Source organism: Daejeonella sp. AP26 (genome assembly GCF_056680515.1).
On sequence record NZ_CM155286.1, the window covers coordinates 1,542,510 to 1,562,929 of the forward strand.

The window sequence follows — 20,420 nt, forward strand, 5'->3', positions numbered from 1 at the left end:
GAAAATCTCTATGCTAGAATCAATCACGAACAAGCTTACTGATGCTGTAAAAGGTCCGTTGCTTCAGGAAAATGAAAATGCCAATGTAAATATGCCCGAGCGGATTTTGTCCATTCTGGCCGGTGCTGTTATCACATATAAAGGTATTAAACAGATCACAAATCACCCGGTAATTGCTTTACAAGAAGCTATGGTAGGTGGTATTTTATTATATCGTGGTGCTACAGGCGTTTGTCCCATTTACTCCAGATTAGGAAAAGACAGTACGGACACGAAAGCCATTAGCATCACTGAGCGGTTTATTGTTAACAAACCGAGGGAAGAGGTTTATGCTTTCTGGAGAAACTTTGAAAACCTCCCGAGGTTTATGAAACATCTTGCTTCGGTGGAGGAACAAGGTAATAATCGTTCGCAGTGGAAAGCTAATCTTCCTGGCGAGATAGTTAAGTTAACCTGGAATGCTGAAATTACACGCGAAGAAGAGAATCGATACATAGGCTGGCAATCGATAGAAGGATCGATGGTTGACAATGCTGGAAAAATCGAATTTAACGATGCGATCAATGGTTCAGGAACCGAGTTAACTGTTGAGATCAGCTATTTCCCGCCTGCCGGCAGCTTAGGCCAGGGAATCGCTAAATTATTGAATAATGTTTTCGAAGATAAGATCCGTGAAGATGTAACTAACTTCAAACATTATGTAGAGGGTGAAGAATATCAAACCTATGTCACCTCCCCAAGCTTTGTAGAAAAGCTTCAGAATACCTTTAAAAAGGAGTCTTAAGGTTTAGCAATAGCATAAATAAAAAAAGCCATAGTATCCCTTTGTATATCATCAGGAGACTATGGCTTCTTTATTTGATCTGATCTAGCTATAGATCTTGCCTTTGACAGGAACAACCCGGTCCAATGCACCCATCGTGATCAGGTATTGGGCAAGCATATAGGTGGCGATAATCAACACTCCTGAAGATTCAAAATGTTGTACAAATTTATTTATAGCCAGAAGCGTATCTGAGATAACAAACAGGATGGCGCCGGCTAATATTAGTTGAAAGCTCAGCAAATTTACGCGCTGGTATCGGAATCCCGCCATAATGACCATTATAGAAATAATCACCATGTAGGCCATCACCGGAATCTTCATATCACCTAAATATGATCGTATGAAGATGTAAAAGCCAACTGTAAACGCCGCCATTATGAATAGTATCATATTTCCATGCTTGTTTGAACCCGTCGGGTCGTATCGGTAATCTCTGAAAAACGCAATGGAGTAAAAAACATGAGCGATTAAGAAGGCTATCAGACCTATTAAAAAGAAGGTTGCATTAGTGTCAGCAAACAATAAGGCCAGGTCACCGGCTAATGAAAATAATAATCCTCCGAAGATCAATTTACTGAAATGACCATAAAGCCTTGTCCTGCTCACCAGATACCCGGTTAATATGAGACAGATCAACGGCTTTACTAAAAATCTGGCTTCAGCAATATTTAGCAGCTCGACAATCAGATACAACATGGCTATTAAGCCATAGCTTACACTAAAGCTGAGATGACGTTTCCACATAAAGCAAATTTGGTTTGATCAGGTGAAACCAAACAAATGAAAAAATACACAAGAGTGCACTTACATATATTAGTGGGACATTTCCCGCCTCAGCTTTGTATGTAAAAATCGTGCCTAGCCAAAATAACAGCCTGAAGTATTCGAATTTCGCCAACCACCTTCTTTGTTCCAGAAGCGCTCCGCAGGTGGTCAAAGACAGAATAACCAACAACGTGGATGTGATTAATTGTAAGGTAGTTAGTTTGCTGTAGGTAAACAGAATCAATGTTGCTAGCGATAAAGCGAAAAGGAATTGTACCAAAAGGTACCAGTTTAGTTTGCTGTTATATTGAGGACTGAATTTCTCACGGCTGCTGCTATTCGAATAAGAATTATTCGGCTTATGGTCGCCCTCACTTTCTGGCTGCCAGCCGGGGGGCTTAATAAAGACATTTAATTTATTCCTCACCGATGATGTTTTCCCAGCCATATTAAAAAGGTCGTACCAGTAATGAAAGTTCGCCCAAATAGGGTTCCAGCTGGCCAACGGTTTTGTAATGCCGTAGACCACCTCTTCTTCTTCTGCCTGGAATGTACCGAACATCCTATCCCAGATTATTAATGAGCCTGCATGATTTTTATCTATGTACTTTTTGTTTGAACCGTGATGTACCCGGTGATGCGAAGGGGTATTAAAGATCCATTCCAGGGGTCCCATTTTTCCAATCGTACGGGTATGTATCCAAAACTGATATAGTGTGTTGAAAGAGCTTACGGTAAGGAACATGAGGGGATCAAACCCGACGATGGCAAGAGGCAGGTAAAAAGCCCATGAGAAGCCGCCCTGAAACCACGACTGGCGCAACGCGACTGTCAGGTTATATTCCTCTGATTGGTGGTGGACGATATGCGAAGCCCAAAGCGCATTCACCTCGTGGCTCATACGGTGGAACCAGTAATAGAAGAAGTCGACACCAAGAAAAAGAAGTAACCACGTCCAGAAAGTATTTGGGAAGGTGTAGATGCGCCAGTTATCGAATAGGTACAAGTACCCAAAGAAGGTGACTGTTTTAAGGAAGATGCCGACCAGCTGTGAGCCGATCCCCTGACTTAGATTGGCGATTGAATCATTGAACCGATAATAATTGAGCTTCTTACATAAAGAGTAAATGACCTCTACTCCAATGAGGATAAAAAATAAAGGGATTGAAAGCGCAATGTAATCGACCATTATAAACCAATTTAAGCATTTAACACTGATATCGAAATACACAGACTACGATTCCTGATTCGCAAATGATATACATATTTCTCAGTTAATATCTATCTTCACCACCTTTAATTTATTACTATGATAAAGAAATTAATCTTATTAGCTGCACTGGTCCCAATGATTGCCAATGCGCAGAAGAAAAATAACCAGCAGGTAAAAGCAGCACACCCAGCTATTTTAAAATCGGCAACCGATTCTGTAAGCTATGCTTTCGGATTAAAAGTGGCCACGGACTTAAAAGCTGGCGGAGTTGAGAGTTTGAATTATGCTTTGTGGAGCAAGGCAATGGAGCAAGTATTTAATGGCGAAAAGGCGGAAATGACTGATGAGGAAGCCCAAAATGCGATTACGAGATTTATGACTTCAAAAGGTGAAAGGAAATCGGCGGAAACGAGTGCTGATGGAGATAAATTTCTGGCAGAAAATAAAACGAAGCCGGGAGTTATAACTACTCCTAGCGGCCTACAGTATATCGTATTAAAACACGGCAGCGGCCCGAAACCTAAACCTAACGCCGAAGTAACTGTTCATTACAAAGGGACGTTGCTGAATGGAAAGCAATTTGATAGCTCAATTGACCGCGGAGAACCACTTACCTTCCCACTTTCCAGAGTGATTCCGGGATGGATTGAAGGGTTGCAGCTTATGCAGGAAGGCTCAACTTATCGCTTTTTTATTCCATGGAAGCTTGCCTACGGTGCACAGGGTGCCGGACAAGATATTCCGCCTTACAGCGTTTTGATCTTCGAGATTGAATTGTTAAAGGCAGGTAAGTAATGTCCCCATCAATCAACAACGTATTAGTCCCATTAAAAGAGTAAGGTCGCTGATCTTACTCTTATCATTTATAAGCATAGATTATGAAATTCAAATTAGGAGATTTTGTTCGTTTTGTTGACGAGCGGATCGAAGGATATATTACCCGGATCATCAACGAAGAAACTGTTGCGGTGACAGACCAGGATGATTTTGAAATACCCGTTCTGATATCACAAATAACCTGGGTACATGGCCATGAACCCGCTGATAATAAGAAGCAGGAAGAGAGTGAACCAGTAGATGGCGGGAACTTCCAGCAGCAGGGAATTTTTTTGGCTGTTGCTGCCGATGACCGCACGTCATCGGTTGTTCATTTTCACTTGCTTAACCAAAGTAACTTCAAGCTGCTGGCTACTTTTAAGACTGAGAAAGACGGACATTTTAAAGGAGAGTTTGCGGCGGAACTACCAGAGCAGTCTATCCAGAAGGTTTACTCAGCTAACTTGTCCGAATTGGATAAATGGCCGGAATTTCATATTCAGGTACTGCGTTACACCGGCAGAGATCTGAAACCCGATTTGCCGTTATTTATCAGCAGAAAGTTTCGAGGAAAAGATTTTGCAGGTGCGAAGAAACAAATCCCTCTGACTAAAAGCAGCGGATGGCTAGTTCAGCTTGATGAACCTGAAATGAAAATCGATGCACAAAAGCTAAAAGAAAGCTTTCATAAACCGGCAATCGAAAAAAAGGAGATTGAAAATCCAGGGAAACAAGTGGATCTTCATATAGAAAAACTTCGTGACGATTACCAGTTCTTGAACAGTTCTGAAATATTAGATATACAGCTTAATTTCTTTAAGAAGTCGCTTGAAGCGGCCATTGTGCATAAGCTTGATTCTATCATCTTCATACACGGAACTGGTAATGGGGTATTAAAGAACGAAATCCACAAGTTAATTAGTAAGCATCTACAAATTAAGACTTTCATGGATGCTCACAAAGAAAAATTCGGCTATGGGGCTACGCAAGTTGTTCTGAAATAGCATCTAATTTACTTTTTTCTCTTCTCTTCTTCTTGTTAAGTCGCTGGATCCACATGATGGTGCCGGTTACCGGGAAGGTGGCACCCAGCAAACAGGTGATAAAAGCGATCACCTTTGAATACACTCCAAAGATTGAACCTGTATGTACGGGTTTGAAACTGGAACGTACACGCTGTCCCAGATTTTTATCACTAAACATCAGCGAACCGATTACTTTTCCACTGTATTGATCCAGGTAATAAGTATTGGATGCCATGTCATAAGCCTTCTCAGGCAATACAGTTACGGAATACGCTCCTGCTGAATCCTTTGGTGCGGAGATGTTATAATACAATACATCTTTAACTTCTTTGGAAGCACGGCTTAACACTTCATCATACCCGATAGTCGCAGATCCTGGAATCAGGGTTGAGGAAGGTGGCTCAGCAGGTGGTTTCATCTCTGATCTTGTAACTGTGTAGATACCTTTGTTGAACCACTGGAAGGACCAGGCAAGACCTGTGAAAGAAAATATAAAAAGGAAGATAGATGTATAGAATCCGAGTACTATATGGAAATCATGGTTTAATCTTTTCCAGCTTCCGTCCCATTTAATCTTAAGGCGCTGTTTAAGAATATTTCGGGTCTTAGGCCACCATAAGATTACTCCGGTGATCAGGATAAACAAAAAGATCAGAGTAGAGGTCCCCACAATATATTTTCCAATTCCATCATTTTTACCAAGCAGCCAGCGGTGAAGAGCAAATACCTTGTAGAAAAATGTTTCGCGATAGCTGTAAAGTTCCACAACCTTTCCGGTGTAAGGATTTACAAAGGCTGTCTTTCTAGCCCCTTCGCCCCCCTTTTTCGCTTGATCCTTACCCTCTTTTCCTGCCTTCTCTTCAATGATAGGTTTACCTGAAGATTCTCCTTTCGGTGCTTCCGGACTGCTGACCCCAACTTCAACCGTGCGGTTCGGATCTGTGTAAGCCTTCAACGAACCTATTTTAACATCCGGATATTCAAGCCTAACTCTTGCGATCAGTTCATCGGACGACAAGCGCCGCCCTTCTGGCTTTGCAAAATATCTGTCCGAACTGAATGTTTCCTGCAGTTCCTTCTCGAACACCAGTATTGCACCCGTAAAACAGGCGATCAAAATGACTATTCCTGCTGCGAGACTCAAGTACAGGTGGATATTACGGAAGAATACCTTCATAAAAACGTTAAGAGGACAGTGCTGATTAACTAAGTTAAAACTTGTAGGATATAGTTGTGAAGAGTTGACGCGGCGCAATCGGGTTGATGCTATTATCATCATGGGCATTGTAGCTTAGCTTGTTTGTTAGGTTTGAAACTTTAACACGAAAAGCTAAACTTTTGTACTCATAACCAGCAGATGCATCAATCATCGTGAAAGCAGGAAGTGGCATCAGCTTAAACGCATCGTTCGCTACGGTCAGACGAGTTGAACGGCCCGCAAACCGGTCGCCGAAATAAAGGGCGCCCAGACCCAGATTAAGCCCCTGGAACTTTCCGTTGTTGAATCTGTAGTATAAGTTTGCGTTAGCAGTACTTGATGGGTTATATCTTAGTTTACTGCCCACTTCGTAGATAGTGCTCTTGGTATAGCGGGTATCGTTATAACTGTAACCGGCCATTAATGAAAATCCTTTGTAAGATTTACTCGACAGATCAACCTCAAAACCTTTGCTTGTTACTTCACCTGCCAACTCCTGAGCTGTAGGATACAGGGTGTTATATTCAGGAGAGCCCGGAAGAATAGCCTGAGCCTGATCACTATTAACAATCTTATAAACGGTAACATTAGCTGAAAGTGCCCCCTTCAGAAAATCATTTTTGATTCCGGCTTCATACTGATTCAACATTGATGGAGCCAAAGCAGAACCGGTGTTATCAATACCAGAATTCAGGTTAAATGAATTCGCGTAGCTTGCAAACAAGGCCATTGTTTTTATTGGCTGATAAACAACCCCTACTCTTGGCGTGAAAGCGTCGTCGTAACGGGGCTTTCCAAAGGCAGTCACATTAGTAGCTTTCCTCAGCACATTATTTTTGGTTTCCATATAGGAATAACGTAAACCGGCGAGAACTTTAATTTTGTCAGTCAAACTGATCAGATCCTGAGCATATACTCCTGCCCTGTTCACCGGGTTGATATTAACTGTAGTAATTGTTGATTCAGGAATATCAGTTCGCTGAGCTGACTGGTCAAAATTGAAAATATTCACCACATCGTATGTAGTTGAACTAGGATCAAGGGGGTCGAAGACAAAAGAAAATGCATTTGTACGGGTATTATACTTATCAATATCAGCACCTACAAGTACACTATGCTTGATATTCCCCGTTAAGAACTCGCCAGTTAGATCTAGTTGACCCAAATAATAGTCCTCTGAAATTTTGCTTCTCTGTAATCCTCTGTTCCAGGTTCCATCAGCTTTAATATTAGTGGGCCGTGAAGTGCTGAACTGATCCAGGTTATAATTCTGTGCAGAAGCAATGGCTTTTATCTGCCAGGTCGTATTTAAATTATGCGTTAATGTCGCAGTTGAAGAAAGCTGTCCAACGTTATAGTTAGCCCAGGAGGCACCAATAAATTGATTCCTTGGAACATTAGCAATCTCATAGTTTATAGCCCCGATTCCAAAGTCAGGTTTGCGATCATCATTTAAATAATCGACTTCAACCAGTAACTGAGTTGTATTGCTGATCTGGTATAAGAGTGACGGATTGACATAGAAACGTTCTGAGTTTACGTTTTTACGGAAACTTCCGGCATTTTCATATGTGGTATTCAGTCGGTAAGCCAATTTGTTACTTTGACCTACGGCCCCATATACATCAATTGCTGGTTTATAGAAATCGTAGCTACCGGTTCTGAATGAAACCTCGCCGCCATTTTCAAACTTAGGTTTCTTAGTGACAAGGTTTAAAATTCCACCAGCACCGACATTACCAAATAAAATAGCGTTGCTTCCCTTTAAAATCTCTACACTTTCCAGTGAACTGATCTCAGGCATCACACCATTATTGAAACGAGACCCGTTTTTAAAAGTATTATTACTGCCGAAGGCAAAACCTCTTCCGGCAATTTCCTCCTGTGTGCCACCGGTCGTACCCATTATATAAACGCCATTTACATTTTTGAGCACATCGCTCATTCGTAGCGTTTGTTGCTGAGTTAGAACTTCATTGCCAATGATAGCAACACTTTGCGGCATATCAAGAGGTTTAATATTTGCTTTTCCTGCCCTTGCTGGAATTTCATTAATAGTTCTTCTGATGGCAGTAACTACTATCTCGTTCAACTGCATAGCATCTTCTACCATGATAAAATTCGCTTCTACTGTTTGGCCAGATCGCACATAAACAGTTTGCGTTTGTTCTTTAAGTCCAATGAAGCTTGCCTTTAATGTATAGGTTCCTTCTTTGATATTCTTTAGTGTATAGTCTCCCTGATCATTTGAAGTTGTTCCGCGATTTATTTCAAGCAATGAAACGTTTACAAAAGCTGCTGCCTTACCATCAGCACTTTCAACCGATCCAGTGATGGTTCCACCCGGAGCCTCCGCCCTTAATATAGTTACACACGCTAAAATAATAGCTGGAGCTGCAACCAAGACCCTTTTTAATGTAGAGATATATTTCATTGTTATTTAGACTAATTCTAATTTACTGCAAATCTACAAGAGAAATTTAATTATCAAAACATTATTTAGAATTATTATCAATAAGGATTAACATCGTTAGTCGGGCTATAATCACGTTATTAGTCTCTGTAAATTACTAATTTTGTTAGCAGATGAAACGTTCAGGCTCTGCAGATCTGCCCCTACATTATGGTTATGTACCCACATGGCTTGCTGAGCGTATGTCAAAGCTCGGACTAGCAATTATCGAAACTATTGTTGCTGAATACGGCAATGCCGAAGTTTTAAGAAGACTGAGCGATCCTTTTTGGTTTCAAAGTCTGGGTGCTGTGATGGGAATGGACTGGCATTCTTCAGGCATAACAACTTCAGTTATGGGGGCTTTGAAACGAGCTATAAATCCTCACTCCAAAGAATTGGGAATTTATATTTGCGGTGGAAAAGGAAAGTATTCCAGGAACACGCCTGCTGAGCTACATAGAATAGGCGAACATACAGGACTCGACGCAGACTACCTGGTTCGATGCAGTAAACTAAGTGCTAAGATTGATAATACGGCCGTTCAGGACGGATTTCAATTATATATGCACAGCTTTATTGTTAACGACAAAGCGGACTGGGCTGTAGTGCAACAAGGCATGAGTGGAAGCAGTTCTACCGCACGAAGATATCATTGGCACTCTCCTGAAATCAAATCATTTGTGGATGAGCCTCATAGCTTTGTCTACGGTCAAAACCAAGGCGAGATACTTAACCTGGTGGATCACGAAGCATTTGCAGTTCATGATGTGATGATTGAGATGACAAGGGAGAAACCACAACTTTTATTGAGCGAAGCCCAAAAGCTGGTCATGCCGGCTCATCATGATGTGAGAGTTAAAGATGTTGATTTAAAAAGGCTCGGCGCGATGCTGTGGCTGGCTCATGAAAAGAAACCTTCCGACTTTGAAGGACTGTTGTTGCTAGAGGGCCTTGGACCGCGAACGTTGCAATCGCTCGCATTAGTCAGTGAAATAATCTACGGCACACCTTCCCGTTTCAAGGATCCGGCGAGATTCTCCTTTGCCCATGGCGGTAAGGACGGTCACCCTTTCCCAGTGCCCTTAAAGGTATATGATGAAAACATTGGCATTTTGCACAATGCGGTCCGAAAGTCGAAACTGGGTATCAATGATAAAAATGAAGCTATCAGGCGTTTGTCTGCAATTTCCATTGAGGCTGAGAAAGATTTTACTCCAAACACAAACCTGGATGCCGTGATTGAAAAAGAACGTAGTAATTCATGGAAATACGGAGGCCGAACTGTTTTCGGTAAAGCCAAACCTCCGGTTAATCAGCAACTCAAACTATTCTGAAGTATCCTTCCTTAATCTTTTAATTAATGTATAAGCTGATAACGCCGCCAGTGCAAAGATAGATGCACTCAGCAAAGGATCGAATGGTTTTGGCGGAAGATACTGTACACCATCATCATCCATGATTGCGGGGTCGTCAACATACCGACCATGTTTTGGCACGGCGGTTTGCTTAAAGTTCTCTACCAGCTTTTTAAGATCCTGAGCTAGTTCCTCGCCGCTCATTGGTACTCCATGCCCGGTGGCCGCTACTGAAGGTTTAAGGTCGGCAAGTTTTCTTACAGACTCTTCTGCTGCAACCCAATTATTGGTAAAGTACCGTGGTGGTCCTGATAGATGCTTTTTCTGCGTTAAGGATGCAAAAGCAGATTCCTGCCTGGTAGTTACAAACGCATCGCCTGCAATGAGCGTGCGATCACTTTGTCTAAACAGAGATATATGCCCCGGAGCATGACCGGGTGTGTGTATATATTTCCAGTTTTCTATGAAAGGAATCTGTCCGTTATCAGGCAACGCTTTTACCATTCTTCTCAAATTAATCGGACCCGTTGGAAAAGCCCACGAAAGAGAACTCATTAATCCTCCGCCTACTGAAGGATCTGGTGGTGGATACGCAGATTTTCCGGTCAAATAAGGCAGCTCAAGATGATGCGCATAGACCGGTACCTGCCAATGTTTCAATAAATCTTTTAGTGAGCCTACATGATCGAAGTGGCCATGGGTCAAGATAATTGCAGATGGAGGAGTGCCGATGCCGAAAAGGTGCTCAGCCATTTGTATTATTTTTTTCGATGAGCCTGGAACCCCTGCATCAATTAGCACCCATTCTTTGGAACCGGGTGATTTGGATATCATGTAAACATTCACGAAAACTATCTTCATGCCCCATACTCCCGTAGATACGTTGAAATAATTTACTTCTTTCTCCTTTGGTTGTGGTTCAATTAATTGATTTTGCATAGGACTCTTTTTAAACTTTCAATTTAGCCAACCGCCATTAGAATATACAATTAGCCTCTTATTTATTTAATCCATCCCTTATCTTCTGCGCTGCGTTAAGATGTTTGGCTAGTACAGGTAAAGTTTTACTAGCAAAGTCACTGATTTCAGCGTCATTTATTTTTGCTGCCCGTTCAAAGAGCTCGATATCTTTCTTATGGTCGTCTACCATCATGTCCATATATTTTTCATCAAATTCTGCACCGCGTAGTGTGATCATTTCATTAATATGCCTTTCATGATTTTCGTTGACCGATGATGGAAGGTCGATTTTCTTTGCCAATGCTATAGCGTTTAACTCTTCATTGGCCTTTCCGTGATCTTTGATCATCATTATTCCAAAGTTTTTAACCCCCTGGCTTTTCGAATTCTTTTCTGCCATCTCTCCCAACTGAACTTCCATGACACCACCACTCGCAGCTTCGATTAGAAATTCCGATATATCATCATCGAGGGTGCTTGAAGTATCGGCCATTGTCTTCCCATTTTCGTTATAACTACCTGATTTTGACCCACCGGTGCAGCCGTGGATAGACCAAATCACTACAATTACGAGTAAAAGAAAATCCGCTTTTTTCATATTTACCATAGCATGAAGGTACTTTTATTATTTTGGAACAGGTTGAGTGTTTGAAGGTTTTATCTTAAAACAGGTATTTTTTGCATTAAAAATTCTTTTTTGATTTTAATTTTATTCCATACCTTGCAGTAATAATTAATAAACCAACACAATGAAAGAAGGTACAGTAAAGTTTTTTAATGAAACTAAAGGATTCGGGTTCATCGTACCCGCAGAAGCAGGTGAAGAAGATGTATTCGTACATTCATCTGGTCTAATTGATCAAATTCGTGAAAACGATAAAGTTCAGTACGATGTTGAGCGTGGCAAAAAAGGCCTTAACGCTGTTAATGTGAAAGTTGTTTACTAAAATCAACATATATCATTGAGCAAAAAAGCATGTCGAGAGACATGCTTTTTTGCTTTATACCCATCTCCTCGATTACAACAGATCATTTGCCAGGTTCGCCAGTTCACTTCGTTCACCCTTTTGAAGAGTAATGTGAGCGTGCAAAGGATGGTTCTTCGCCTTATCTATTAAATACGATAATCCATTACTTTCAGCATCCAGGTAGGGAGTATCAATCTGGTAGATATCGCCCGCAAATACAATTTTTGTATTTTCCCCAGCCCTGGAGATAATCGTTTTAACCTCGTGGGGTGTCAGGTTCTGCGCTTCATCAACAATAAAAAATATCCTCGATAGCGTTCTCCCCCGAATAAACGCCAGCGGTGCAATCACAATCTTCTCATTCGCCACCATCTCATCGATACGAGCTTGCGCTTTAGTGTCTTCAGCAAATTGCTCCCTGATAAACCGCAAGTTATCCCAGATCGGTGCCATATATGGGTCCACCTTTGATTTAGCATCACCGGGGAGAAAGCCGATGTCTTTATTACTAAGCGGAATGATCGGGCGCGTTATAAATATTTGTCGGAAATTTTTCCGCTGTTCTAAAGCACTTGCTAAGGCCAACAAGGTCTTGCCCGTGCCTGCATTACCCTGTATAGTCACCAGTTTAATTTCATCACTAAGTAAAGCATGGATTGCAAAGGCTTGCTCTGGATTCTTGGGGTGAATTCTGAACACAGACCGGTCTACCATATATTCCAGCCTGTTTACTTTGGGATCATAGTAGGTATTGATAGTCGAGCCGTTCGCTGGTATTGTATAGTAATGGATGCTTTGTAAAATAGGAAGATTCAACTTATCCGCTGGCAAGGATCCTGTTTTGCTTAATTCAGAAACCAGTTTACCGGGTACTTTTGCCAGATCTGTTTTACCACTATATAACTCCTCAACATTTTTCACTTTGCCGGTCTCATAATCTTCAGCTGGCAAATTAAGGGCTTTAGCTTTCAACCGAAGACAAATATCTTTAGATACAAGGACAACTTTTTTATCAGGATTGTGATCTTGAAGGTTTAAGGCGGAGTTAAGGATTCGGTGATCAAACTTTCCCGCACCAAAGATATCTTCCGCATCATTTATGGCGGGCTTATCGTCCATAATGATCTTAAAGTTCCCATTACCTTTGCCTGGCAAAGGAAGCCACTGATTAATGAGGTTATCTTTAGAAATCTCATCAATGAGCCGGATGAAACTACGTGCTTCAAAGTTGCGGGTTTCATTTCCCGCTTTCATATTATCGAGCTCTTCCAGCACTTGGATAGGAATAGCAACATCGTGTTCCTGGAAATTTTGAAAAGCGGCGTGATCATAAAGAATAACCGAAGTATCTAGTACAAAAATCTTCTTTCTGGTAATAAGTGAGTTCTTAGCCATAAGGCTAAAATTACAGAAAATAGGATAAAGTCTTTGGCGGGAAGTAGGGAAAGTCACTACAAACAAAAACGGAAATCCGCCTCTTTCGATTTAGATTCCCGTTTTAACTTTTTCCGTAACCTTAGTTACGTAAAAGTACCAAGCCTCTGTATCTTCAACCAATTCGTAGTCTATATGTCTTTTCAAACATTAGTACCCGTAATTCTTTACTTTGTCATTGCATTTCATCCATAGACTCAACTGCAACATAGGTAACGTCTGCCTTTTGGGACTTAAGTGTTCAGTCTTGATCTTTCGATTTCCGATCTGAGTTTAAGCTTAAAGTATCCAAAACCGGTGAAGCCTAAGCTTTTCGTATTTTTCGTGGACTTTTATCAGACTGTCAAAGTACTTCGTTCTTGATAATTCTAAGGTAGGCAATTACATGTATACGTGTCAAGTAAAAAATGAAATTTCTTTTAAACAATTTATTAACAGCTTTATACCGGTTATCAACAGTGAGAATTCCTCTTAATTACCCTTTTAAGCCCTTTATCATCGGTTTATTAACAAATCCCTCATTCGGTTAATTCACATAAATGAAGAGGATCGCTTTTAACAAAAGCTTATTCGATCCCGAGCATTATCCTATATCTGAAAATCTTATCGAAATAATTTCGCCTCTTGGCACAGTATTTAAACAAAGCAGGGCATGAATAAGCTATACACAGCTGTTGTCACAGCTAAAGGAGGCCGAAACGGCCATATCAAATCGTCTGACGGTATTTTAGAGATGGATCTGCGAAAGCCACATGAGATGGGTGGTCAGGGTGGTGCATCTAACCCGGAACAACTCTTTGCAGGAGCGTGGGGTTCTTGCTACCTGGGTGCTCTATCTGCAGTAGCCGAGAAAGATGGTATTGATCTGTCTGAAGCGAAAGTTGATGTACACGTATCATTTAATGAAGATGGAAATTCCTTCGCACTCTCTGCGGAGCTGGATGTTCACATTCCTGGAATTCCTGTTGAAGAAGCTCAAAACCTGGCAGATAAAGCTCATCGCGTTTGTCCTTACTCTAAAGCCACTAAAAACAATATAGAAGTTCGGGTAACCGCAATATAATTCACCTCTTCTAAAGCCCTGTATCCTATTCCCAAAGAAAGTCGATGCAGGGCTTTTCTGTGTCTGATTTATAATGGCACGACAAAACATTATCTTAGCACTTTTACAAACCTTTTTTAATGATTCAAACCAGAGAGGTAAAAAGCTTCATTTTCAGCCAGTATTTCTCTGACGGCCTTCTGATTACTTGCGGTGTCCTCCTGCCCTCTTTAATCTTTTATCATTACAATCAGATAGAGGTTGGCATTACGATATCTCTCGGAGCAGTGGCGGTTAGCATCGCGGACAATCCCGGACCCGTTATTCACAAAAGAAACGGAATGCTAATTTGTAATCTCTGCGCTTTCCTAACTGCTATTATAACTGGTTTGATCAATCAATCTCCCATTCTGCTTGGTATCGAGATCCTTGTTCTTTGCTTCTTTTTCTCGATGTTTTCGGTTTATGGGACCAGGGCCTCATCAGTTGGTACGGCCGCCTTACTGATCATGATCATCAGCATCGATCAGAAGTTAACTATGGCCGGCACTCTCCGCCATGCAATCTATGTACTAACCGGCGGTATCTGGTATATGCTGCTGAGCTTATCCGTAGCTCAGATACGACCCTATCGAGCCGCACAACAGGCCCTGGGCGAGTGTATTAAACAACTGGCGAAGTATGTTCGGTTAAAAGCTGCCTTTTATGACACCGATGCCAATTATGAAAAGAACTATAAAGATCTGATTGATCAGCAGGTTATCATTCACCAGCTACAGGATTCAGTTAGGGAGATTCTCTTTAAAAGCCGGATGGTAATGAAGGATTCGACTCCTACCGGACGTATGTTGATCCTGACTTTTGTGGATATCATTGATCTTTTTGAACAAACCATGGCAACCTTTTATGATTACCAAGCACTAAGAAATACATATGGAAAAACGGAGGTACTTAAGGAATTTAAGGCCATCATCAATAAAGTTGCAGATGAACTGGAAGACCTAAGTTTTATAATTACCAGCAATTACGCGGTTGCACGAATGAATAACCTCCAATCAGAGCTGGAAAAATTAAAGACTAAAATCGATTCTGTGGAAACAGAACATGGTTTGAACAACCTGCTTCTCAAAAAGATCCTGATCAATGTGCGTAATATGATTAACCGTACGCAAAAGATCTACTCCTATTTCAATCCTAAAACCTTAGCTCAGCAAGAGATCAGGTCAAAGTCAGACCTATCTAAATTTGTGTCCCATCAGGACTACGGCATTAAGTTTCTGCGGAATAATCTAAATATGGAGTCGGGAAATTTCAGGCATGCCATACGGGTTGCACTGGTTATGCTCATCGGCTACCTGGTTTCAAAACTATTTCCCTTTGGCCATCACAGTTACTGGATATTATTAACCATCCTTGTGATCTTAAAACCCGGATTCAGTTTAACTAAAAAACGAAATTATGAACGTCTGATAGGGACCTTAGCCGGCGGGTTGGCTGGTGCCTTTATTTTGATGGTAATTAAAGATCAGACTGTATTGTTCAGCTTACTATTGTTATTTATGGTCGCCGCATATAGCTTTCAAAGGCTTAATTATATAATAAGCGTCCTTTTCATGACGCCTTACATCCTTATCCTTTTCCATTTTATTGGAAGTTCAAACAATTTGCTTATAGCTCAGGAAAGAATTACGGACACATTGGTCGGCTCCGCCATCGCACTGCTAGCTAACTATTTTATTCTTCCTACATGGGAATATCAGCAATTGAATAGTTCAATGCGCGAAGTGTTGGTCGCTAATTATAAATACCTGCTGAATGTGGCCGACATGCTGACAGGTAAGCACTGGGATGTCACCGCCTATAAGCTAACCCGAAAAGCGGTATATGTAAGTTCAGCAAATATTGGGAGTACTTTTCAACGAATGATGTCTGAACCAAAAAGCAAGCAGAAAAGCGTGAAGGATCTTCACAAATTTGTTGTTTTAAATCATGTACTTTCTTCTTATACGGCTACCCTTATTTCTACTTTGCAAGAAAATAAGTCAGAGAACGTAAATATGGATCACATAAAACTTATCCGGAAATCTCTGCACCATTTAAACGAAGCGATCTATCAGTTAGGTGACCCTAAGTTTCCGGCAATCAAAGAGATAGAATCACAAAACGTTCTAACTACGGAAATCAGAGATTCGGAAAACCTTGATTACGACTCCCGATTTTTGACCGAGCAGCTTGAGCTTGTTAAAACAACCACCGCCGATATTTTGAAAGTGAGCAACCTGCTGTCTTCCCAAGGTTAAAGTCCTATCTCCTGTTTAATATTGTTAATCCTAAGTTCCATAGTTTCATAATCAGCGTACCCCTGGGCTATCAGATAAAATTTCATTTCTGATTGCTGTATGAAAGCAGAAGGATAACTACTCACCTGCAATTGTTTACCTAGTGCAAGATCGTAGCGCGCCGCTTCTTTGAACTGCTCATCATTCATTCTGCTTTCGAATGTATCAGGATCAATACCATAATTAACGGCGAGGTACCGATATAATTCAACATCATTTGCATCCCTACCATCAAAAAAGATTGATTCCTGAATGTTACGGGCAAAATCCAAGGCTTTTTCAACGAATAAACTTTTGAATACAGAAAGGGCAATAGCTGGAATCTCAGAGGACATTAACATTCCGCCCTTATCCAAATTTTGCAGAAAAGCCGGGCCAAATATAATGCCGGTGATCTCTGAAACTTCCTTGTACTTATCATAATCAGAACCGGTTAGCAGTGACCCCGGCGTTGCTATTTCTCCCAATACCATTCCGCCGCTCAATACCTCAAAGTCAAATTCATGGCAGTAATTGTCGTGTATGGCCTGCATCACAGGGCTAAAAGCGTAACACCAGCTACATAAGGCATCGTAAAAATAAATGATCTTGGGTTTCATGCATTTAGTTGTTGTCTAACACTTTAAACCTATTATTCATCGGGTCTGTTTGACCAATATTAGTAGAATGATTCTTTCCCGGACTTTCAATCCAAATACGTATCATTCATAAGTTTTCTCTTGGGGCAATTATTTCGATATCCTCATCAGCAAGTTGCTCCTCTAATTTCCTAAACGTGAAAGCTGCAGTAATACCATGAATAATTATCGAAATAAAAACAACAAATGATACGATGGCCCAGAGTTCTTTACCATGGTTGAAAAAGGTTTGATTTAAAGCAAACGAAAGGTAAAAGAATGAGCCAATACCGCGAATTCCAAAGAAACTGATAATGCCTTTTTCTTTGTAATGTAGATTAGGTCCGGTTAAAGCGATATAAGCGGTCAGTGGTCGTATGATAAAGATGAAGGCAATTCCAAATAACGCCATTTCCCAGGTGAGACTTTTCAGGATGCCGGTTACTAAAATGCCTCCGAATAAAATCAATACAATTGCGAGTAAGATCCGTTCGATCTGATCTGTAAATTCATGTAGTTTTTTATGAAATTTGTGCTGCCGCTCGTAGGCGCGCATTGTTATAGCACAAACAAAAACCGCTATAAAGCCATAACCATGAATTAATTCGGCAATACCGTATACAAGCAAGGTAGCCGCGATGGCAATAAAGCCATCTCTGGTTAGTAAAAAATTCCTTTTCTCTGGAAGGTCAAAAACCAGGTAACCAAGAATTTTACCAAGAATAAAACCACAGGCTACGCCAGCGGCAATCCGGTAAAATACATCCATCAAAAGCCACTCCTGTATGCTTGCGTTGCCATTGCCAGCGATTATGGCAAGCGTTATTGCAAGCCATACAAAGGGAAAGGCAGAGCCATCATTCAGTCCCGCTTCAGCAGTTAATGAAAACTTGACGTTATCCACCTCCTCTTCATGGGGCGGTCCCACCTGCACGTCAGATGCCAGAACTGGATCCGTTGGAGCTAATACAGCACCCAGCAATAATGCCGAGGCCCAGTCAAATTTAAAAGCCCACCAACCCATTACCGTAACCAGTGCAATACACAAAATCATGGTGATGATGATAAGCCTGAACGGAACCCGCCAGTTTCTGAAAGAAAATGGCTGATCAATTTTAAGTCCCGTTCCCATTAGGGAGATTATAACTACCAGTTCGGTCAAATGAACCGCAACGACCTCATGCCGGTCAACGTCAGGTTTTGGTAGAAAGTCGAAGAAACTATATAATAACGCTCCAAAAGCGACATAAATAATTGAATAAGAAATTCCCGTCTTTGCAGTGATAGCCGGCATCCAGGCCATGGAAAGAGCGGCAAAGCCTATTACCGTGAGTATCAGTATATATTCATTCATTCCTATCTTGAACAACCAACTTTAAAAATGTTTTTATGAAAAACGATGCAGCCATCAAGAATGGATTGAGAGACACAGCTGAATGTTATACATCAGGCAATCAAAATTAACTCAAAGTGTTTTCTGATGACTAAAAGCATTATAAAGTTAAAACCGTATGATCGAAAGGCATGTAAAGTTTATTCAGTATGACATTTATATTTGTCAAGCTTAATCCCTAATCCGTTCGCTATCTGCAAAGCTATTTCAGGATAACACATACTTCCTTCCTACCTACCTGGTTCGTAGCATGTTCGTGTCTTGCCGCTAAATTAGTGGCAAAACACGAAGAAGACCCGAACAAGACCCGACCGATGTATTGATTTGATGCATGGTTTATCTTGAAGATGCTGAAGAATGGACAGGCTAATCCTCTAATTATTTAATTAGCTGACTAGAAAAAAACATGATCGCTAATGAGGGTTGTAAATGCTTCCTGTAAAACTATCAGAGATTAGAATTTTCGTTGAACGGAAACCGGTTTATTAAATCACTGTGGGATGTTTTACAATAAAAGTTTGCTCGCTAAACCTAGTAACAACAGGAAGCCGAATACATCGGTAAAAGTGGTAATGATAATAGATGAAGCGATAGCGGGGTCAATACCTACACGTTTCAACATCAGGGGGATTGCTGAACCAGCGACACCCGCAATAATCAGGTTGCCGGTCATAGCGGTAAAAATAACTACACCAAGCATTGGATTTTGATCGTAGAAAACAGCGAAGAGAAAAATGATCAAGCCGTTAGTTGCTCCATTTATTAAACCTACGGTAAACTCCTTTAATACAGTTCGATAAGCCTGGTTATCTGTCAGATCAGTTAAGGAGATCCGCCTTACGGTAACCGCCAAAGCCTGGGTTGCGGCGTTCCCGCCCATACCAGCAATCATGGTCATGTAACCTGCCAGGATGCCTAGTCTTACAATGGTGTCGTCAAAATAGCGGATCACCGAGGCAGCCAGGAATGCTGTTCCGAGATTTAAAATAAGCCAGGGAAGGCGACTCTTTACGGCTTCCTTCCAATTACCTGCAAGTTCCTCATCCTCAGATACTCCCGATATTTTCAATATATCCTCGGTATTCTCCTCCTCCATAACGTCGATAACGTCATCGAAAGTGATACGGCCAAGCAAATGCATTTGGTCGTCGACAACTGGAATACTAGTTAGATTGTATTGTGAAATTAAACGTGCCACTTCCTCCTGATCGGTTTCAGCTTTCACGTATACGAAATCAGCCTGTATCAATTCGCTGATTTGAACAGTGTTACGCGATTTAATAATATCTTTTAATGAGACGATCCCCTTGAGAACATTGTGCCTGTCGATAACATTGATGGTATAGAATTCCTCCATCTCTTCGCTTTGGCGGATAATTTCATCCAGCGCTTCTTTCTTGGTTAGATCTGCGTTGATTTTGATTACCTGGGTGTTCATTATACCACCCGCTGTATCTTCTTCGTACTTTAATAAAGAGCGAATATGGGAAGCATCTTCTTCGTCTATGTGCTTCAGAATTTCCTGCTGCTGTGCTTCAGGGAGCTGGCTGATTAAATCTGTCGCATCATCATAGTCAAGCTCTTCAACAATTTCAGACCGACGCTCAGGATGCAGATTTTCAAGAAGCTTTTCAGGATGGAACTCAGCATCCATCTCTGAGATGATCTCAGAGGCGGTATCAGCAGGAAGAATACTGATAATTCGAGCACGCGACTCTTGTGGAAGACTTTCGAATAAGATCGCAATCTCTGAAGCATGGTATTCTGATACCAGCTTCAACAGCTCTTCATCATCGCTTTCAAGGGCTTGCTTGAAACGAAGAACATCGGTTTTATTTAACTCAAAAGATTGCATCAGGCGCTAAAAATAGGAAAACAGGGCGACAAAACTTCCTTTTGGCTGAATTCTATTCTTTGAGGTTTTTGTAAAATTATTTATCAGAGAACACTCTGGCAAAATTTATCGGTTTGTTCCTGCCGGGGGGCAATGTTAAAAATCGCATGAAAAAGTTTA

At 41.1% G+C, this 20,420-nt stretch carries 17 protein-coding genes; 7 read left to right on the top strand and 10 right to left on the bottom strand.

Going from position 1 to position 20,420, the window contains the following annotated elements; translation table 11 throughout:
- The first annotated feature begins 10 nt into the window (after window positions 1–10).
- Window positions 11–784, top strand: a complete 774-nt coding sequence (locus AC1MCB_RS06665; protein ID WP_479967960.1) for an SRPBCC family protein — start codon at window positions 11–13, stop codon at window positions 782–784.
- Window positions 785–868: 84 nt separating this feature from the next.
- On the opposite strand, the gene AC1MCB_RS06670 is transcribed toward AC1MCB_RS06665, so the two are convergent.
- Together AC1MCB_RS06670 and AC1MCB_RS06675 are read right to left on the bottom strand one after the other, a co-directional pair.
- Window positions 869–1,570, bottom strand: a complete 702-nt coding sequence (locus AC1MCB_RS06670) for a lysoplasmalogenase (protein WP_479967961.1) — start codon at window positions 1,568–1,570, stop codon at window positions 869–871.
- On the bottom strand, window positions 1,545–2,780 hold the full coding sequence (locus AC1MCB_RS06675) for a sterol desaturase family protein (protein ID WP_479967962.1): 1,236 nt from the start codon (window positions 2,778–2,780) through the stop codon (window positions 1,545–1,547). Before AC1MCB_RS06675 ends, AC1MCB_RS06670 begins: the two co-directional genes overlap by 26 nt.
- Window positions 2,781–2,900: 120 nt before the next feature.
- Here AC1MCB_RS06675 and bamJ point away from each other — a divergent pair, with 120 nt between their 5' ends.
- Together bamJ and AC1MCB_RS06685 are read left to right on the top strand one after the other, a co-directional pair.
- Window positions 2,901–3,599 (top strand): BamJ family beta-barrel-assembly machinery protein, encoded by a 699-nt coding sequence (gene bamJ / locus AC1MCB_RS06680; protein WP_479967963.1) that lies wholly within the window; start codon window positions 2,901–2,903, stop codon window positions 3,597–3,599.
- An 83-nt stretch (window positions 3,600–3,682) separates the two neighbouring features.
- On the top strand, window positions 3,683–4,624 hold the full coding sequence (locus tag AC1MCB_RS06685; RefSeq protein WP_479967964.1) for a Smr/MutS family protein: 942 nt from the start codon (window positions 3,683–3,685) through the stop codon (window positions 4,622–4,624).
- Here the strand turns inward: AC1MCB_RS06685 and AC1MCB_RS06690 are convergent.
- Entirely contained in the window at window positions 4,602–5,822 is a 1,221-nt protein-coding gene (locus AC1MCB_RS06690; RefSeq protein WP_479967965.1) for a PepSY-associated TM helix domain-containing protein, read from the bottom strand. The genes AC1MCB_RS06685 and AC1MCB_RS06690 overlap by 23 nt on opposite strands.
- A 34-nt stretch (window positions 5,823–5,856) precedes the next feature.
- Window positions 5,857–8,277: a TonB-dependent siderophore receptor gene (locus AC1MCB_RS06695; RefSeq protein WP_479967966.1), complete on the bottom strand. Its 2,421-nt coding sequence runs from the start codon at window positions 8,275–8,277 to the stop codon at window positions 5,857–5,859.
- 152 nt (window positions 8,278–8,429) lie between these two features.
- Between AC1MCB_RS06695 and AC1MCB_RS06700 the strand changes: the two genes are divergently transcribed.
- Entirely contained in the window at window positions 8,430–9,632 is a 1,203-nt protein-coding gene (locus tag AC1MCB_RS06700) for a DUF763 domain-containing protein (RefSeq protein WP_479967967.1), read from the top strand.
- On the opposite strand, the gene AC1MCB_RS06705 is transcribed toward AC1MCB_RS06700, so the two are convergent.
- Both AC1MCB_RS06705 and AC1MCB_RS06710 read right to left on the bottom strand, forming a co-directional pair.
- Entirely contained in the window at window positions 9,624–10,592 is a 969-nt protein-coding gene (locus AC1MCB_RS06705; protein ID WP_479967968.1) for an MBL fold metallo-hydrolase, read from the bottom strand. The two genes, AC1MCB_RS06700 and AC1MCB_RS06705, sit on opposite strands and share 9 nt — an antisense overlap.
- 58 nt (window positions 10,593–10,650) lie before the next feature.
- Complete coding sequence (locus AC1MCB_RS06710) at window positions 10,651–11,211, bottom strand: DUF4142 domain-containing protein (RefSeq protein ID WP_479967969.1); 561 nt, start codon at window positions 11,209–11,211, stop codon at window positions 10,651–10,653.
- Between the two features lie 151 nt (window positions 11,212–11,362).
- Between AC1MCB_RS06710 and AC1MCB_RS06715 the strand changes: the two genes are divergently transcribed.
- Window positions 11,363–11,560 carry a cold-shock protein gene (locus tag AC1MCB_RS06715; protein ID WP_163401954.1) on the top strand — a complete coding sequence of 66 codons (198 nt, stop codon included), beginning with the start codon at window positions 11,363–11,365 and terminating at the stop codon, window positions 11,558–11,560.
- Between the two features lie 72 nt (window positions 11,561–11,632).
- Here the strand turns inward: AC1MCB_RS06715 and AC1MCB_RS06720 are convergent, their stop codons facing one another.
- Window positions 11,633–12,976, bottom strand: a complete 1,344-nt coding sequence (locus tag AC1MCB_RS06720) for a PhoH family protein (protein WP_479967970.1) — start codon at window positions 12,974–12,976, stop codon at window positions 11,633–11,635.
- Window positions 12,977–13,667: 691 nt separating this feature from the next.
- Between AC1MCB_RS06720 and AC1MCB_RS06725 the strand changes: the two genes are divergently transcribed.
- Complete coding sequence (locus AC1MCB_RS06725; RefSeq protein ID WP_479967971.1) at window positions 13,668–14,078, top strand: organic hydroperoxide resistance protein; 411 nt, start codon at window positions 13,668–13,670, stop codon at window positions 14,076–14,078.
- Between the two features lie 119 nt (window positions 14,079–14,197).
- Window positions 14,198–16,357 carry an FUSC family protein gene (locus tag AC1MCB_RS06730; protein ID WP_479967972.1) on the top strand — a complete coding sequence of 720 codons (2,160 nt, stop codon included), beginning with the start codon at window positions 14,198–14,200 and terminating at the stop codon, window positions 16,355–16,357.
- Here AC1MCB_RS06730 and AC1MCB_RS06735 read toward each other — a convergent pair.
- The 3 genes from AC1MCB_RS06735 to mgtE all read right to left on the bottom strand — a co-directional run bounded on the left by AC1MCB_RS06735 (window position 16,354) and on the right by mgtE (window position 20,261).
- Window positions 16,354–16,995: a DsbA family protein gene (locus tag AC1MCB_RS06735; protein ID WP_479967973.1), complete on the bottom strand. Its 642-nt coding sequence runs from the start codon at window positions 16,993–16,995 to the stop codon at window positions 16,354–16,356. The genes AC1MCB_RS06730 and AC1MCB_RS06735 overlap by 4 nt on opposite strands.
- A 106-nt stretch (window positions 16,996–17,101) precedes the next feature.
- The gene (locus AC1MCB_RS06740; RefSeq protein ID WP_479967974.1) at window positions 17,102–18,367 is read right to left on the bottom strand and encodes a cation:proton antiporter; all 1,266 of its coding nucleotides are present in this window, start codon (window positions 18,365–18,367) and stop codon (window positions 17,102–17,104) included.
- A gap of 544 nt (window positions 18,368–18,911) precedes the next feature.
- Window positions 18,912–20,261 carry a magnesium transporter gene (gene mgtE / locus AC1MCB_RS06745; RefSeq protein WP_479967975.1) on the bottom strand — a complete coding sequence of 450 codons (1,350 nt, stop codon included), beginning with the start codon at window positions 20,259–20,261 and terminating at the stop codon, window positions 18,912–18,914.
- Window positions 20,262–20,420: the final 159 nt, after the last annotated feature.

Excerpts from the sequence above, each read along its gene's own strand:
- AC1MCB_RS06665 (WP_479967960.1), top strand. The coding sequence starts at position 11 with ATGCTAGAATCAATCACGAACAAGCTTACTGATGCTGTAAAAGGTCCG.
- AC1MCB_RS06670 (WP_479967961.1), bottom strand. The coding sequence starts at position 1,570 with ATGTGGAAACGTCATCTCAGCTTTAGTGTAAGCTATGGCTTAATAGCC.
- AC1MCB_RS06675 (WP_479967962.1), bottom strand. The coding sequence starts at position 2,780 with ATGGTCGATTACATTGCGCTTTCAATCCCTTTATTTTTTATCCTCATT.
- bamJ (WP_479967963.1), top strand. The coding sequence starts at position 2,901 with ATGATAAAGAAATTAATCTTATTAGCTGCACTGGTCCCAATGATTGCC.
- AC1MCB_RS06685 (WP_479967964.1), top strand. The coding sequence starts at position 3,683 with ATGAAATTCAAATTAGGAGATTTTGTTCGTTTTGTTGACGAGCGGATC.
- AC1MCB_RS06690 (WP_479967965.1), bottom strand. The coding sequence starts at position 5,822 with ATGAAGGTATTCTTCCGTAATATCCACCTGTACTTGAGTCTCGCAGCA.
- AC1MCB_RS06695 (WP_479967966.1), bottom strand. The coding sequence starts at position 8,277 with ATGAAATATATCTCTACATTAAAAAGGGTCTTGGTTGCAGCTCCAGCT.
- AC1MCB_RS06700 (WP_479967967.1), top strand. The coding sequence starts at position 8,430 with ATGAAACGTTCAGGCTCTGCAGATCTGCCCCTACATTATGGTTATGTA.
- AC1MCB_RS06705 (WP_479967968.1), bottom strand. The coding sequence starts at position 10,592 with ATGCAAAATCAATTAATTGAACCACAACCAAAGGAGAAAGAAGTAAAT.
- AC1MCB_RS06710 (WP_479967969.1), bottom strand. The coding sequence starts at position 11,211 with ATGAAAAAAGCGGATTTTCTTTTACTCGTAATTGTAGTGATTTGGTCT.
- AC1MCB_RS06715 (WP_163401954.1), top strand. The coding sequence starts at position 11,363 with ATGAAAGAAGGTACAGTAAAGTTTTTTAATGAAACTAAAGGATTCGGG.
- AC1MCB_RS06720 (WP_479967970.1), bottom strand. The coding sequence starts at position 12,976 with ATGGCTAAGAACTCACTTATTACCAGAAAGAAGATTTTTGTACTAGAT.
- AC1MCB_RS06725 (WP_479967971.1), top strand. The coding sequence starts at position 13,668 with ATGAATAAGCTATACACAGCTGTTGTCACAGCTAAAGGAGGCCGAAAC.
- AC1MCB_RS06730 (WP_479967972.1), top strand. The coding sequence starts at position 14,198 with ATGATTCAAACCAGAGAGGTAAAAAGCTTCATTTTCAGCCAGTATTTC.
- AC1MCB_RS06735 (WP_479967973.1), bottom strand. The coding sequence starts at position 16,995 with ATGAAACCCAAGATCATTTATTTTTACGATGCCTTATGTAGCTGGTGT.
- AC1MCB_RS06740 (WP_479967974.1), bottom strand. The coding sequence starts at position 18,367 with ATGAATGAATATATACTGATACTCACGGTAATAGGCTTTGCCGCTCTT.
- mgtE (WP_479967975.1), bottom strand. The coding sequence starts at position 20,261 with ATGCAATCTTTTGAGTTAAATAAAACCGATGTTCTTCGTTTCAAGCAA.